The sequence below is a fragment of the Caballeronia sp. LjRoot31 genome (assembly GCF_964253885.1).
Lineage (GTDB): Bacteria > Pseudomonadota > Gammaproteobacteria > Burkholderiales > Burkholderiaceae > Caballeronia.
Window position 1 is genome coordinate 1,999,992 of record NZ_CAXURX020000003.1, and the last position, 15,325, is coordinate 2,015,316.

Annotated in this window: 15 protein-coding genes and 1 pseudogene; 2 read left to right on the forward strand and 14 right to left on the reverse strand. The window is 57.4% G+C overall.

All coding sequences use genetic code 11. From position 1 onward, the window contains the following. Positions 1-26 precede the first annotated feature (26 nt). The 7 genes from ACSQ8V_RS37655 to ACSQ8V_RS37685 form a co-directional block, all read right to left on the reverse strand. A complete protein-coding gene (locus ACSQ8V_RS37655) occupies positions 27-1,343 on the reverse strand; it encodes an ArgE/DapE family deacylase (RefSeq protein WP_436186431.1) in 1,317 nt (438 codons plus the stop codon). 678 nt (positions 1,344-2,021) lie between these two features. Next, complete coding sequence (locus ACSQ8V_RS37660; RefSeq protein WP_436185173.1) at positions 2,022-3,110, reverse strand: porin; 1,089 nt, start codon at positions 3,108-3,110, stop codon at positions 2,022-2,024. A 622-nt stretch (positions 3,111-3,732) separates the two neighbouring features. Further along, positions 3,733-5,016 (reverse strand): MFS transporter, encoded by a 1,284-nt coding sequence (locus ACSQ8V_RS37665; protein WP_436185174.1) that lies wholly within the window; start codon positions 5,014-5,016, stop codon positions 3,733-3,735. A 158-nt stretch (positions 5,017-5,174) separates the two neighbouring features. Next, positions 5,175-6,284: a mandelate racemase/muconate lactonizing enzyme family protein gene (locus tag ACSQ8V_RS37670; protein WP_436185175.1), complete on the reverse strand. Its 1,110-nt coding sequence runs from the start codon at positions 6,282-6,284 to the stop codon at positions 5,175-5,177. A gap of 93 nt (positions 6,285-6,377) precedes the next feature. After that, positions 6,378-6,710: a cupin domain-containing protein gene (locus tag ACSQ8V_RS37675; RefSeq protein ID WP_436185176.1), complete on the reverse strand. Its 333-nt coding sequence runs from the start codon at positions 6,708-6,710 to the stop codon at positions 6,378-6,380. 12 nt (positions 6,711-6,722) lie between these two features. Beyond that, a complete protein-coding gene (locus ACSQ8V_RS37680) occupies positions 6,723-7,025 on the reverse strand; it encodes a Dabb family protein (RefSeq protein WP_436185177.1) in 303 nt (100 codons plus the stop codon). Between the two features lie 52 nt (positions 7,026-7,077). After that, entirely contained in the window at positions 7,078-7,896 is an 819-nt protein-coding gene (locus tag ACSQ8V_RS37685; protein ID WP_436185178.1) for a fumarylacetoacetate hydrolase family protein, read from the reverse strand. An 87-nt stretch (positions 7,897-7,983) separates the two neighbouring features. Between ACSQ8V_RS37685 and ACSQ8V_RS37690 the strand changes: the two genes are divergently transcribed. After that, positions 7,984-8,715 (forward strand): GntR family transcriptional regulator, encoded by a 732-nt coding sequence (locus ACSQ8V_RS37690; protein ID WP_436185179.1) that lies wholly within the window; start codon positions 7,984-7,986, stop codon positions 8,713-8,715. Between the two features lie 302 nt (positions 8,716-9,017). On the opposite strand, the gene ACSQ8V_RS37695 is transcribed toward ACSQ8V_RS37690, so the two are convergent. From ACSQ8V_RS37695 to ACSQ8V_RS37715, 5 genes and pseudogenes are all read right to left on the reverse strand, one after another. Continuing rightward, a complete protein-coding gene (locus ACSQ8V_RS37695; protein WP_436185180.1) occupies positions 9,018-9,287 on the reverse strand; it encodes an HU family DNA-binding protein in 270 nt (89 codons plus the stop codon). Between the two features lie 125 nt (positions 9,288-9,412). After that, the gene (gene tnpB, locus ACSQ8V_RS37700) at positions 9,413-9,646 is read right to left on the reverse strand and encodes an IS66 family insertion sequence element accessory protein TnpB (RefSeq protein ID WP_436185181.1); all 234 of its coding nucleotides are present in this window, start codon (positions 9,644-9,646) and stop codon (positions 9,413-9,415) included. A gap of 1,173 nt (positions 9,647-10,819) precedes the next feature. After that, positions 10,820-11,068, reverse strand: coding sequence for a recombinase family protein (locus ACSQ8V_RS37705; RefSeq protein WP_436186432.1), 249 nt, complete (start codon positions 11,066-11,068; stop codon positions 10,820-10,822). A gap of 197 nt (positions 11,069-11,265) precedes the next feature. Beyond that, positions 11,266-11,628, reverse strand: a pseudogene (locus ACSQ8V_RS37710) (recombinase family protein); the annotation flags it as partial. 201 nt (positions 11,629-11,829) lie between these two features. Then, positions 11,830-12,132: a hypothetical protein gene (locus ACSQ8V_RS37715; RefSeq protein WP_436185182.1), complete on the reverse strand. Its 303-nt coding sequence runs from the start codon at positions 12,130-12,132 to the stop codon at positions 11,830-11,832. 198 nt (positions 12,133-12,330) lie between these two features. Between ACSQ8V_RS37715 and ACSQ8V_RS37720 the strand changes: the two genes are divergently transcribed. Next, the gene (locus ACSQ8V_RS37720; protein ID WP_436185183.1) at positions 12,331-12,657 is read left to right on the forward strand and encodes a helix-turn-helix transcriptional regulator; all 327 of its coding nucleotides are present in this window, start codon (positions 12,331-12,333) and stop codon (positions 12,655-12,657) included. A 65-nt stretch (positions 12,658-12,722) separates the two neighbouring features. On the opposite strand, the gene ACSQ8V_RS37725 is transcribed toward ACSQ8V_RS37720, so the two are convergent. After that, positions 12,723-13,778: an NAD(P)-dependent alcohol dehydrogenase gene (locus ACSQ8V_RS37725; RefSeq protein WP_436209186.1), complete on the reverse strand. Its 1,056-nt coding sequence runs from the start codon at positions 13,776-13,778 to the stop codon at positions 12,723-12,725. 553 nt (positions 13,779-14,331) lie between these two features. Further along, entirely contained in the window at positions 14,332-15,240 is a 909-nt protein-coding gene (locus ACSQ8V_RS37730; protein ID WP_436209269.1) for an AraC family transcriptional regulator, read from the reverse strand. Positions 15,241-15,325 lie beyond the last annotated feature (85 nt).

Genomic DNA, 15,325 nt, shown 5'->3' on the forward strand with positions numbered 1-15,325 from the left:
TCAGGCCGCCATCTCGACGCACCGGGCTACACGCCGCCGGGCTCCAAACCACACCAGTCGGCAATGAACTGAGCGAATACGGTCGCTACGTTCACCATGCTTTCAATCGAAACGCATTCGTCGAAGCCATGCACGTTTTCCGCGATGGGTCCGTAGCAGGTCACCGGTACTTCAAGCATCTTCCTGAAGTGACGCGCGTCGGTGGTCGCGGTCAGCGCGATGCGACGAGCGGGCACGCCATTCACACGCGCATGCGCGTCGGCCAGCCGTTGCATCGCGGGCTCGTCCAGGTCGTATTCGCAGCCCGGCGCGTGAAATCCCTCGTAGCGAAATTCGACGCGAATGTCGTCCTGACTCAACGCGTCCAGAGCCGCTCGGACATGCGCTTCGACGAGCCGTTTCGCCTCGTCGATCGGCATGTCCGGATAGCAGGCCAGACGCAAGCCGAGCGTGCACGTGCTCGGCACCGACGAGTTCCAGTCGCCCGCATGCAACTGCCCGACATTGAAGTTGATCGGGTGATCGTGCTCGCGATACCGCGCGTGGCGATGCGCCAGCAAGTTCCATTCGCGCTCGAGAGCCTTGAGAGCGTCGATGATGCGCAGGCCCGCTTCCAGCGCGCTCACGCCGGTGCTCATATAGGCTGCGTGCGCGGGCTTGCCGGTAATGTCCAGGTATAACCAGAACACGCCAAGCTGAGCCTCGACCAAGGCTTCCCCGGTCGGCTCGGGAATCACGACCGCATCGAACGCGGTGAGTTTCGCCGCATCAATCGCCTGACGCAGCGCCGACACGGTGGCGAGCGTGCCGTTGCCGGTGCTCTCTTCTTCGAGCACGCCGTTGAAACCGACTACGCCAGCCGGCTGAACGCCGAGGATGCGCAACGCCCGGTAGGCGGAAAATGCGCATACGAGGCCTGCCTTCATGTCTCCCGCGCCGCGACCGAACAGCCATCCGTCGCGCAGTTCGCCGCTAAAAGGCGGACTGCTCCACAACGCTGCGGGACCAGCGGGCACCACGTCGAGGTGGCCATTGAACAACACTGAGCGACCGCCGCCGCGGGTTGGACGATGCGTGGCGAGTACGTTGTAGCGGCCGCCATCTGCGCAGCATGGCGGAGAAAAGAGCGGCTCCTCCCTGAGCAGGGCCGTACGCAGCACGATGCGCTCGGAAGCAAGTCCAAGCTCCCCAAGGACATCTTCGATGAATTCCGCTGCCGGCGTTTCCTCGCCGGACAAGCTCCGCACTGAAACGAACCGTGCCAGCGTATCGGTCATATATGGGATCGTCGCGCGCACCGCAGCGACGATCTGTGCGGCTGAGATAGCGACGGATGCCGGCATCGGCAAATCGGACGGCGTGAGTGCCACGGGTTCTCCTTGTAGTCGTTGACCTCGTCGCACGGCAGCGCTGCCACGACCTGTCCGGAAGCGGCACCACGCATGCCAGGCGACGACACGGCGCAAGAGTATAAATGCGGGTCAATAGTGTCCAATGCCAAAACAATTGGCCGACGATGCCGTTACCTTATACGGATTGAAGAATGCGTTCGGGGCGACTTGCGGCGAGATCGGAGAACATCCATCGATTGTGGAAGCCGTTACGACGGTAGTCAAAATGGACGTTCGTACAACGGCGTAGAACATCGGCGCTACTGTCGGCTTGGAGGAAGACTATTTCCTGCAGAAACGATAGCCAAGCGCTGGGATCATTGTTCTACCCTGCTGAGGGGAGTCCGCATCCGGTGGCTGGCGTGGCTGGACATAGCAGCAATGCCCGTCGAGTGTGTGATGTACGGCGCGAAGGGATCCATTTTCCTTGTGGTTATATTGTTGACTCTCATCGCAAAACAATAAAACATCCTACTTCCCGGATTGGCGGCTGCCGAATCGTCAACGCCACCCGCATGCCGTTCAGACGGCGTTTGAGTAACAAAGAAAACGGATAGTTATCGACAGAGCTCAACCAGACCGTTTTTGGCCTGCGAAAACGGTCCCGCAGCGAAAACTTGGAGCGACGCGTCAGAACCGATGCCGGATGCCCAGGCTGACGATGGTCTGGTTGCCACCGCTCGAAGGCGTTGCCGTGAACAGCGTAGCCTGGACGTCGCCGCCATGCACGTGCTCATAGTTGAGCAGGGCATAGAGGTCAGTTCGCTTCGAGAGGAAATAGTCAGCCGAGACCATGTATTGCCCCCAGCGGGTTTCATTCAGCTTCGAGTAGGCGTAGCCGCCGAGCACCGATACCGCCGGCGTCAGCCAATAGGTAACGCCTCCCTCCCAGGTGCTCAGCACGGCGGTTGAATTACCGCCCTTCATGTCGGTGAGCGAATACACGCCATGCAGCAACGCGGGACCGAACTTGTAGCTGCCTCCTGCCGCGAAAGTCGAAATCCGGTTGAGCGCAACCGTTCCGCTTTGTGGCGTGCCGAACAGGTCGGGTACGCCGATCGTCGCGGCCGGCGTGATGGTCGTATTGTTCACGCTCGTGTACGCGGCGGCGAGATTCAGATTGTCGCTGCTGTATGAGATGCCGTAACTTTGCGCGCTGCCTGCCGCCAGATGGCCGGGCTGGCCGCCCGGCGCGTAGAGCACGCCCACCTTCAACCCGTCGAACGTCGGGGTCTGGTAGGCAATGACGTTATTGAGCCGTTCCCCTCCGAGGCGATCGTAATCTCCCAAATGGAAACCGTACGTACCGGCGTTGAACAGGTTGGTCATCGAGTACAGGTAGATCAGGAAGTCGTATTGCCGTCCCAACGTGATCGTGCCGGCGGGCGTCGTGAGTCCGACGAAAGCCTGGCGTCCGAACTCCAGGCCGCCCTGACCGAATGCCCCGTTGTTCAGCGCGAAGCCATTTTCCAACGTAAAGATGGCCTGGTAGCCGCCGCCCAGGTCTTCCGTACCCTTGATGCCCCAGCGGCTGCCCTGCACGTTGCCGGACGTTTGCGTGAAAGCGCTGTGGCCGCCTTCATTGCTCACGTAGTTGAGGCTTTCGTCGATCAAACCGTACAGCGTCACATTGCTTTGCGCGTAGGCGGTGCCCATGCTGACCAGCGAGCATGCGATGGCAGCCAACGACAGCAACGCCGCCTTGATGGAAGTTTTCATTATTCGTCTCCAGAAAATTATTCTTGTAGCCATAAAATCAATATATTAATAGTAATACTAATCAATTAAATTAAACTAAAAATTTGTTTCGTCAGCTGCCTTAGTCCGCAAAGCAAACCTACCTCAATCCAGTAGCCCGATGGATAACATGAGTATGTGGAGATCTCGTCTACGGCCCGATATAGAGACATTGATTCGCATCGGAGGTGCATGTAATTCTCATCAATTTGTAAACTATTGCCGACCGCGCGTTCGCATGGGCCAAGCGCTTTCTCACTCTGCGGTAAGAGTTCGATCTTCGAGCAAAGCACCGCTGAGTGATCAACCCATTTTTCCGTTTTCAGTCATTCTTTTCTTAAGGTTGCGCAAGCTCAATGGACGAATCATGCATCGCAAGGCGACTTATCCCACCGAGAGTCCAACCGCTTGAACTGCTTCCCTCCCCCTATCCAAGCAATTGAAGCGTCGTTCCATAGGCCTTGTAAGACCTACAGCGTCGCAATGGCTTACTGCTACGGCCTTCTGCGGCACAACATCCAACTGCGATCGCAAGACAGCACTGGCACAGAGATATCCTCCGCACAATCATTTTCTGACGGACGTATGCTGCCCATGCAAAAAGCTATCCGATTGGTCTTTTGGCAGTCAGTACGGCGAGCGAGCCAGTAACAAGCAAAAGACCGGCTATCACGAAGGCCCAGTTATAAGTACCCGTTGATGCGATGACGTAGCCGGTCACTATCGGAGCCATGAGACCGAATCCGTTGGCGCCGATAGTCAGGATCGCCATCGCTTTGCCCTGATTGGACTCGCTAGACACAAGATCGGTCAAAAGCGAGAAGTTCAGGCCAACCGCTGTCGCCACCGCCGCTAGTGAAATACTGATGATGGCCAGCACTAGCCATAGCGGTTCGACGAATGGAATGAGCAGAACGATAGACGCACTGATGATGCTGGCTGCCGACAGCCAGCGGCGCTTTCCCGAAGCTGCGGTCTTTTCATTCAAAGTGCGATCACTCAGACGGGAAACGGTCAATCCGATGACAATGGCCGCCACGTAGGGCACAGAAGTGTAAAGGCCCATTTCCCTGATGGAAATATTCCGGGTTGCCTGGAGATAAGATGGCAACCAGGACAGAAACAAATACTGCGCGTAGACCGCAGTGCCTTGAGCCACGAACACGCCCCACATCGAACTCGACGAAAGAATCGCCGTGAACTGGCTAAGCGTCGTTGTAGCGCCGCCGGTGGGTTCTGTTGGTGCAAGGGACTCGGGAACGGTTCTGTCAGGGGAGTGAGAAGCAGCATTTCGATAGAACAACAGCCAAAACGCCAGCCAGATTATGCCGGTCAACCCGCTGACCGCAAATGTGCCGCGCCATCCTATCCACGCCATCAACGCGGCCAGGCTTACAGCACCGATCGCAGGTCCTGCATAGAAACCGCTGTTATACAAGGCGAAGGCAAGGCCCCGTCCCCTGACAGGCACCCAATCCCGGATAACCCGGCTCACGCCGGGCGTGCCGGCTGCTTCGCCACCGCCGAGAGCCAGGCGAGAGCAAAGCAGCAACGGGAAACTAGCGGCCATACCCGTGCCGACGGTGGCAAGCGACCATACCGCGACGCCAACAGATATCGGAAGCTTGGCACCCACCCGGTCGATCCACACGCCGAAGGGCACGACACATAAAACATAACCCCACAAAAATGACGAAAAGAGATACCCCATGGCCACTGGCGACAAGCCAAATTCCGTCGCGATTGGATGTGCAGCTACCGATACAACGACCCTGTCGATATAACTTAATGAAGCCAAGAGAAAAATCAGAATATAAATGGATATTCGGTAGGAGACTTTCGTCCCTACTTCTGTGCTGTATGTAGGTTCCAAGGTCTTGGCTGTCATATCTCCTCCAGTTTGTTAGTGGCGACTATTGTCTGCGCGCACGGCGTGGCCCACGGCGCGATGTCGTTTATAAAATTAAGGACTAGAAAGCGTCTGCAAGGACAGATCGCCTAAGGATGGTTTCTTTGGCATGCCGGCCAATCCTTCGCGTGAGTAAACTATCGGGCGACGGTCGGCCCGGCAGTGAGATATCGCTCGAGCAAGGAAAGATTCGGATCGCATCCCAAACCATGGCCTTCCGGAAGAGACAGCCAACCATTTTGCGGCCGAATCCACGGATCGAACGGACTTGGCTCCATATCCATCCACAATACTTCGATCGGCGGGGCCCGCAGTCGAGAGGCCGCAATGTGAAGCGTCGCCAGAAACCCTGGTCCAAAATAGGGGCTATGGGGCACGACTTCGACACCGGACCTTTTAGCCGCCTCAATGACGGCAAGCATGGCGGTAATCCCGCCAATCTTCGTTACGCTCGGTTGCACGACATCCACGGCGCCCGCGTCGAACATGCGTTGAAAATCGCTCAGCAGCGTGCAGTTCTCCCCTGCAGCAACCCGCACGCCTAGCTTGCGAACTTCAGCCAACGCATGAAAGTCTTCCGGTGGCCAAACCGGTTCCTCGAGCCACAACAGTCCGTCCTGAGCGAGCGAACGAGCGACAGAGACGGCATCTGTTCCCGACCATTGACAGTTTGTGTCGAGGATGATCTCTGCCTGTCCGCCGCAGGCCTTGTGCGCCGCCAGCAGCGATTCTCGAGAAATTTCGTGAAGCTTGACGGTACGATAGCCAGCTTCGCAGGCCGCCGCGGTGTTCTTGGCAACCAGCTTGCTATCGCCATACCAGATCAAGCTGGCGTAGGCAGGCAACCGGGTGTGCTTAAGGCCCCCCAGTAATTCATAAAGCGGCTTCTTTTCACGCTTTGCCGCAATGTCCCAAAGTGCTATATCGATCCCGGAGAGGGCGTAGATGAAGGGCCCGCTCCTGCCAAGCAGATGCAATTTTTTCGCTGTCTGAGCGATCAAGGAGCCAATATCGGTAGTGTCGGCACCGATCAGAAGCGGCGCCACCACGCTGTCGAGCGCCGCCTTGGTACTCGGGATGGCGACATGCCCGAACGCCTCGCCCCACCCGATCAGGCCATCTTCCGTCGTAATCTTGACCAACAAGGTGTCCAGCGTCGTCCACGGTCGGCCGGCGAACATGTTCTGTTGACCGTCCACCGAAAATGGTACCGCCACAACCATGGTTTCTATCGAGGTAATTTTCATCAACGGCTCTCCAGTCGAAGGACCTGCCGGTCTCTTCCAGGCTTACAATGTGTTGCCAGACAGCGGTTCAGGGGCAATGATGGCTTATGGGCATCACGAATATTCCGGCCTGCTTGGAGAAAATACATCGATGTTGATGACCGGTTCGTCCCCGATCACCTCGGCCCAATGTTCAACGTTCGGTGGTACCACTAGAAGCTCTTCCGCACCCAGCAGGTAGACGGCGTCGCCAACGTGAAAACGCACATTTCCGCTGACGATGTAAACGATCTGCTCGTGGGGATGCGAATGGGGACGCGGCTCATGCCCGGGCAACAGCCTGTTCAAGGCAATCGTCGCTCCGTTGCCCGAGAATCCTTTACGCTCGACGCCTTCGCGTACTTTCGTCCACGGAGCGAGATTCCAATTAATTCGTTGAATGTCCAACGGGATTCTCCCTTAGTCGTTTATCTCGTAACTTACGATTGCCCTTGCTTGAATAGCCGGTCGAAAGCGCTCTACGACGTGCTCTTCGTGCTCTTTGCTCGAGAGATAGGCTCTAAGAGCCGATTCATTTTCAAACTCTACTGAGAACGCGTATTCGAAGGTGTTATCTCTTTCGCTGATGTTTCTTCCGAAAGAAAAATTGCGCATTGAGGAGAAGGTTTTCGGGAACGATTTATACTCGGCGATGAGAGCTTTCCTAACCTCATCGTCCAAGTCACTTCTGAACCGAAACATCACGGTATGCTTTATCATCATGATCCTCTGGATTGCTGATTGATTCGGCCTTGCGCTTTCCGCCGCTAGCTGTTCAGGCGGCGGAGATCGGATTGGAGAGCGTACCCACGCCCTCGATTTCGATCTCGCAGATATCACCAGGTTGCATGAATACCGGAGGCTTGCGCGCGTAGCCTACACCCGCTGGCGTTCCGGTGATGATTACGTCGCCAGGCTCCAGCGTCATTGCGTCCGACAGAAGCGCGATAGTGCGGGGAATGCTGAAGATCATGTCGGCGGTATTGCCATCTTGCATGGTCTTGCCGTTCAGGCGCGTCAAGACACGCAGGCCATGAGCACCGATCGGCAATTCGTCCGCCGTGACCAGATCGGGACCGAAACCGCCGGTGGCGTCAAAGTTTTTGCCGACGGTCCACTGCGTGGATTTACGCTGATAGTCACGTATGGTGCCGTCGTTGAAGCAAGCATATCCCGCTATGCATGTCAGGGCATCACCCTCGGATACATTCTTCGCCTTACGGCCGATTACGATCGCCAGTTCAGCCTCGTAATCCAGCTTGTCGGAATTGGCCGGACGCAGGATTGGCTGACCGTGCCCGACCAGAGACGATGTCGCACGCAGAAAGACTGCCGGGTAGTCGGGAATCGGATTGCCGCCTTCCTTCGCATGGTCGGCGTAATTCAGGCCCAGGCAAATCACTTTGCCGGGCTGAGGAATAGGAGGCAGCAGATGCAACGCGTCCAAAGGATAAATCTGTCCGAGAGCCCCCGTACCGTCCCTGATAAGCTCAAGAGGTGAACGGATCGCCGGGTCGGTGATCACCCTGACTTGATTGCCATTGCGCAGGCCGATGCGGTGCTGCCCGTCTTGTAAGAAAGAAACAATACGCATGTGATTTCTCGAAAAAATGTTTAGCACGAGCATTTTTGCCGATAAAATCGTGAAACACAAGTTTTTTGTCGATAAAACAGGAACGCCATGGATGCTAACCTCGATCAACCTGCTCACACTCTCGCGCGCCGTACAGCCGACCTCCTGCGGCGAGACATCCTAGGGGCGACCCTCGCACCTGGCAGCCGATTAGGAATGGAGGAATTGCGGACACGCTACGGTGCCGGCGCGTCCCCGCTACGCGAGGCGCTGAGCCAGCTCGCGGCCGAGGGGCTCGTGCTTCGGGTCGACCAACGCGGCTTCCGCGTAGCCGCAGCCGATCCGGCTGAGCTGCGCGATCTCATAGCGACACGATGCCTGGCGGAAACGGCGGCTATCCGAGAGTCCGTTTCCTGTGGCGATACCGCGTGGGAGGAGCGGTTGCTGGTTGCCCATCATCGGATGTCTCAGTCGGCGCGCTCCGAGGAAGCCGGTAGATTCGTATCGAATCCTGTATGGGAAAACCACCATCGTGCCTTTCACATCGCCTTGATCGAAGCCTGTGGCGCGCGAGCGCTGATTGAGTTCTGCGGCGAATTGCATGACCGGGCGATGCGTTTTCGTCTGCTGTCAAATACGGTCGCCTGGCCTCAGCGTGACGTGGCAGCCGAACATGCGGAAATACTTAGCGCGGCCCTTGACCGACGCGGCGACGACGCCGCGATGCTGCTGGCCGCGCACTATCGCCGTACCGGCGCGTTCGTCGAATCCGCGCTCGAGACGGCTCCTGCATGCCAGTCACAGCGGCGCCCCGCTGCGACTGGCATGCAATCAAAATAACGGCATGGTCGAGCCCGGAACCGAATGGTGGCAAGCTGGAGAACGTCGCGGCGATGGCAATCCACGCGTCGACGCGCACAACGCAACTGTATGACCGGCGTTGCGAAATGTCCCCCAAAGATCTGACCTATGCTGCATGCCGGACTGTTGGCCCCAATGAGACGGACAATCAATTGACGCGCGCAACCCCAGCCCGAAGGGCACCGCATCAGCTCGTCAAGAATAGGCCCAGAACCATGGCGATGCGCTCGCCGCTAGCGAACTCGGACCAGAGTCGTGCACGTCGTCGCTCAATTAACAAGTTATCGTTTGTGGCCGTTCACCGCATCCTTGAACGCCTTACCGGCGCTGAATTTCTCAGTCTTCGCAGCCGGGATCTTTAATTCTTCATCGGTCGCCGGATTGAGACCGTTGCGCACCGCTCGCGCACCTACGCCGAACGAGCCACATCCAATCGATTGGACGGTGTCGCCTTTCACGAGCGCAGTGGTGATCGTCCCGATCACTGCATCGACCGCTTCTCCGGTTGCCGACTTGTTCGTTCCAGTCGACGACGCGATGGCATCAATCAACTCTTGGGCGGACCTGTGAAGTCCCGTCGCACATGAACCTGACGATAGCGCAGGGCCACACTCGATGGGTTTACTTCCCTTTGTAACAACCGGGGCTGCCGTTGTTTACCGGCAACGCTGGGCATTCAGCTCGCATAGCGGTACGGCCTTGCCGGATGGCGGCGCACGGCTTCAATGTCGATGCTCTCGAGCAGCCAGTGCAACTGTTCGGTCATCAACTCGATCACCGCCTGCTGTCGACGTGGCCAGACGAAGCGGTCCTCCTCGAGGCGCCGCGGCATCAGCCGGAAGCCAGCGCGATCGAAGAACAGCAACTTGATCGGGTTACGCGACCAAGTCTCATAGTGCTTCTCTCCCATTAAAATTCAGGCAGTCTCAACGTCTTTACGCCTTGTAGAGCCTTGAAGTTGCGGGGTCGTCGCTCAATCGCGCCTCGCCCCCCTATCTGCACGGCCTCTGAGTCTAGCGATGCCACTGGTGTCTGCCACGGGGCACACGGCATGAGCTGCAAGACGGGCATGATGCCTTCATCAATGAGGCGGTGAACGGAGCCAACGCAGTTCTGCAGCCGCCGGACTGCTTCCTCGACGCTAATCGTTTCGCTGCCTCTTGACGCCGGATCGAAGGCTGCAATTCCCAGCCGCTCGCGCAGTTCCCGTACCCCGCACAGTTGTTCAGGTCTTGCCGTCGGGCGATTTACACCGCATCAGGTTCATAGCCACGGTCAGGTCACGATCTTGCCATTTGCCACCGAGTTTTCGCATGACCTCCACCGACCCGTGCTAGGACTGTGCATCGGCATCCGGGTAACGACCGGCACGTATCCGTGCAGTACGCACTTGAGCGTGTCGCCCTCCTGTCCAATGGATTGCAAGCACGGCCTCATTGGACGAGTTATCCAGATCAATTACCACTTTCTGGATAAGAACCCGTGTTATCCGTTGCCTGGTTCTCGGAGTGGCGCCCGAAGCATTCCACGCAGTCGGCAAGTCGTGCGCGAGTAACATTAGTCGCTCACGATCGATTCCCGGACGGGCAAAGACCTTCGCATCAAGGCGTTCGATACGAATCTGAAGCTCGGCGACGCGCTCAAGAGTGCATTCCATCATGCCTTCAGTTCACGTCCCACCAGGCGCTTGCTTGGATCGACGGCCTCGTAGCGTCGTTCCGCCAGCGAAGCTTCATCGCGTGCTTCTTCCGCCTTGTGCATCAGTGCCTTTCGGACTTCATCGTCTACATGGGACTGCGTTTCGCCCGCTCGTATCGCTGCTTCTACCGCGTATGCCGCAAACCACCTCCAGCAGTTGAGTCTTACGGTCCTTGTCAACAGGTGCGCCGCCAATTCCAATGCAAAGTCCAGCACCAACGTGACTATCATCCCCGCGGCAGTGGTAGCGGTGAGCCTGCCCCGATCTCATGCCATAGAAGATCCGCATCATCCGGCCACATCGACAACATCGTACCAAGCCTCCCAACAACGCACGGCCACGTCGAGCAGACTTGCGGGACACGCGCTTTTGCATATGTACATTCTACGCAATCATCTTCTGATTTTCCTCGAATTCATTGCAGGTGACATAGCCCGGATGATGGCCTTCCAGCAAGACATTCCACGATTGCATGGGCTTGCTGCGTGGACTACCTTTTCTTGGCCGCCCGTCAACCACATGCGTCTGTGAACTCTTCCTGCCGAATACATAGGCTCCAGCGTAAACAGGATGCTGCAGTAGCTTGATAACGCTGTGATAAGCGGAGTGATTCCCACGCAATTCGATTGCCAACGGCGCTTTGCCTCACAGCGGGAATTGAACTTTTTCCAGCTTGGCCCATAGAAATACCTGCCGAGCGCTTGCCAACTCGCGAAACCGCCGAAACACGAGACGGATTGTTTCCGTAACGCGTTCATCCGGGTCCAGCTCGATGCGCCCCAACTCATTCCAGCAGTATCCCGGCGGCAATGCGAAACGGAGCTCTCCTCGCGCAGTAGGCTGAGCTCGTACTCCGACATCGATCCGTTCAGTCCTAATAGAAGGCGATCGTTCGTCAGCCGCAGATCGTGGGCACCATCGGGATCGACAATCAAGGTACCTGTCAATGCACACAGATTGACCAGGTGATGCCAGTCCCGGCCGTTGCGCGTGAGCCGTGACGCCTCAATACAGAACACCGCACAGACCGTACTGCTGCATATTGCAGCCACAAGTTTTTGAAACCCGGGCCGCTTCGTAAGCCCTGATCCCGAACGACCCAGGTCATCGTCGATCACAGTAACGTTGGCGAAACCGGCTTTGCGCGCGGACTCGGCAAGATCATACTGATGGCGCTTGTTCTCTGTGGCCATGAACCTTGCCAAGCGTCGACTGGCGGATGGTTACGACGGCGCCGCGACTCAGATACCCGGAACTGATTTTAGAATTTATCTCCGGCGCCTGAGCCACATTCTCCATCGGCATCCTCAGAGCTTCCAGAAGCAGGTCGGCGACGGCCTATACCAGCTCTTCGTGCGATGACGCCGGGAGGAGGAGCACCTGTTCTTCCCGTTCTAGCAAAGAACCAGTTGTTTCTTGGAATCAGCGGCGATGGGCTCATCTGAAGTGCCTTCCTTTTCTCGGCGATGACCACAGGAGGAACAGGCAATCGTCTCGGGATCGATTTTTGAGTCGCTAGCGATAAAGTCCTCTGACCCACAAGCGTCGCATTCAACGATAAAGCCGTAGAACTGCTGGCGGCAGCACTGGCAAGTGAGTTGGTGAAGTTCTCCTGCAGCCAGCAGTTCCCAGTCATCGTGAGTCGGAACGCCGCATTTAGGGCAAACAAGCCCCAGTTCGGAAATTACGTTTGTCATGATTCGAAAGCTTTTTGAAAAAACAATCGCGTTACGACAGTAAACGTCTGGTGATTACATTAGCACCGTATGCGTAGGTCTGCTCGAAGGTGATCAGCGGGGTACCCAACAACCAGTATCGATGGGTCGTTCCCCCAATTCGCCGCCGACCGCCATGCAGACATCTGCAAGCGCTTGTACAGCGCTCGGCGCGATCACATGTTTCAGTCCGATGGCGGGGGCAGTTGCGGGCAGGCGAGCGCTCGCAGCACGGCCACGAGCGAGGCAGCGGACGAGAAGGCAGCAGACGATGATGGCTCGGATGGTGATTCAGAAGGGGAGCCTGAACGGCGCCGGCATTCTTACATCCCTGGCAAGAGACTGCTGCGTTTGCCGCAGGATTTGGACATGATCGGCTTTAGCAAACCGATGGTGCACAAGATGATGAATCTGGAGCGTTTCCGCAACCGCGGAAAATACACCACGCTACAGTTTTGGGTCGAGTCAGAAGTGCAAAACTGGATTAAGGAAATCGTAACCCCCTAATCCAGCCGGCTAAAAACCGGGTATCGTTTCAGTTCGTCGACGACCAAACCCATACCAGCAAGGGACTACGCGCTGAGTGTAGCCATGTCGATCACGAAGCGATATTTCACATCGCTTTTGACCATGCGTTCGTACGCCTTGTCGATCTCGTCCATGCGGATCATCTCGATGTCCGACGTGATGCCATGCTTGCCGCAAAAATCGAGCATTTCCTGCGTTTCCGCGATGCCGCCGATCAACGAACCAGCCAGCGAACGGCGCTTGAAAATCAGGTTGCCGACCGATGGCGACGGATGCGCATGCTCCGGCACGCCGACGAGCGTCATTGTTCCGTCACGCTTGAGCAGCGCGGTGAACTGGTCGAGGTCGTGCGAGGCGGCGACGGTGTTGAGAATGAAGTCGAACGAGTTGACGTGTTCTGCCATCTGTTCCGGATCTTTCGAGATCACGACTTCATGCGCGCCAAGCCGCTTCGCGTCCTCGACCTTACCGGCCGACGTCGTGAACAGCACCACATGCGCGCCGAACGCCGCCGCGAGCTTCACGCCCATATGACCAAGCCCGCCCAGCCCGACAATGCCGACCTTCTGCCCGGCCTGGACATTCCAGTGACGCAGCGGCGAGTACGTAGTGATGCCCGCGCACAACAACGGCGCAACGGCGGCAAGTTCAAGGTTCTCGGGAACAAGCAGCGTAAAAGCTTCGTCCACGACGATCGACTTGGAATAACCACCGTAGGTCACGCCGCCCGTGTGTTTGTCGGGCCCGTTGTAGGTGCCGACAAAACCACTGCCTTCACAATACTGCTCGAGGCCTTCCTTGCAAGACGGGCAAGTCCGGCACGAATCCACCATGCAGCCGACACCCGCCAGCGTGCCCACCTTGAACTTCGTGACTTCAGAGCCGACCTCCGTCACCCGGCCGACAATTTCGTGGCCCGGCACGTTCGGGTACACCGTACCTGCCCATTCACCGCGCGCGGTGTGCAGGTCCGAATGGCACACGCCGCAATACAGGATCTCGATGCGGACATCGTGCGGACCGGTGTCCCGGCGATCGAAGGCGAAAGGAGCAAACGGCGTACTGGCTGAGTGAGCGGCATAGCCATAGGTCTTGTACATGGTGTGGTCCTTGAAATGATTCGTTGGTTCGTTGTGTGTTCGTTGCTTGTTCGTCGATACCGGGGGCGCTCGCTGTCCGTTCAAAAACCGCGAACATCCGCGTCGGCAGGCAACCCTGGCAATTTGCGTCACAACGCCGATCGGTAGGCAACAAGTTTGCAGGAAGGCTTCTTGGGCTTGACGACGTCTGGAACCGCGTCAAAACCCCGCGTCAAAACCTGACCCAGCTTCACGTGTATCGACATCTGCGATTGTGCGGTTGCACAATCGCAGATGCGCCTGAGTGCGCGCTGCCGGGCTTCGTTTGCGAATCCGAATCTGAATCCGAACGCCCGGGAGATGCGAGCGCCCCTTCACAGAACAGTATGCGAATTCTGGGCCAACCGCTCAATGGAAATATTGCGATTTCACAATTCCAATTAATGGAATGTCGTGTTGCAGCAGTTGCAGTGATTCCAGGATCGATATCAGGACGTTATTTGCAGAAGCGAGCTGCCCTGTTTGTGCACCGCTTGATCGGGATCAAACCGGATCACGCATCATCATGCCTGGATCAATGCGACGCAACATAAATGGAATCGGGTCCCGCCTGAGGAACAGCGAAGGTCTTTTTCATCCGGTCCGCTTCTTCTATCGGACTACGCCCGAACAGGCGTTTGAACTCGCGGCTGAACTGCGACGAACTTTCATAGCCCACCTGCGCGCACGCAACCGCCGCGGTTACGTCGTTTCTCACCATTAAAAGGCGCGCCTGATGAAGCCGCGTCGACTTCAGATATTGCATCGGCGAGGTATTGGTCACCGCTTTGAAGTGCGAATGAAATGACGGCACGCTCATGCTCGCCTCCAAAGCAAGCCGTTCGACGTCCAGTGGTTCGCGAAATGAAATATGGATCTTTCGGAGCGCCTTCGCGATCTTGCCGAAATGCCCTTGTCGCGTGAGTGCTGCGCGCATCGACCCGCCCTGCTCGCCTGTCAGCACGCGATAGTAGATTTCACGCACGAGGCCGGGTCCGAGAATCCCAGCCTCCAGGGGCGAACTCATCGTCTCCAGAAAACGTAGTACCGATGCAGCCAGCCGGGCGTCGAGCGGAGTCGACATCATCCCTTTCGGCTTCGCTGGAACCCCTCCCGCCCGTTCGTCGAGCTGCAGCATCAAGTCAGCCGCAACGTTGAAGTCGAGGCGAAAGTAGATGGCCAGCATGGGCTCGGCTTCGCTTGCCTCGGTTTCCATCGAAAACGGCACCGGCACCGACACCGCAAGATAGTGCTGCGCATCATAAACATAGACGTCGTCGCCGAGAAATCCACGCTTGGTGCCCTGGCAGACGATCACAATACCCGGGTCGTACAGCACGGGGGTCCGGCTCAACGGACGGTTCGACCGCAGGAACCGCACGTCGGGCAGCGCGGTCAGGTTGTATCCCTCCGCAGGCGCCAACACCTCCAGCAACGCGGCCATGCGTTGCTGCGCTGTTGTCCGGTCATCGGGTTCATCGCGTTCAGGGGTCACGTCCGGTCTCGTCAGATTTTGCGGCCAGCTTGCA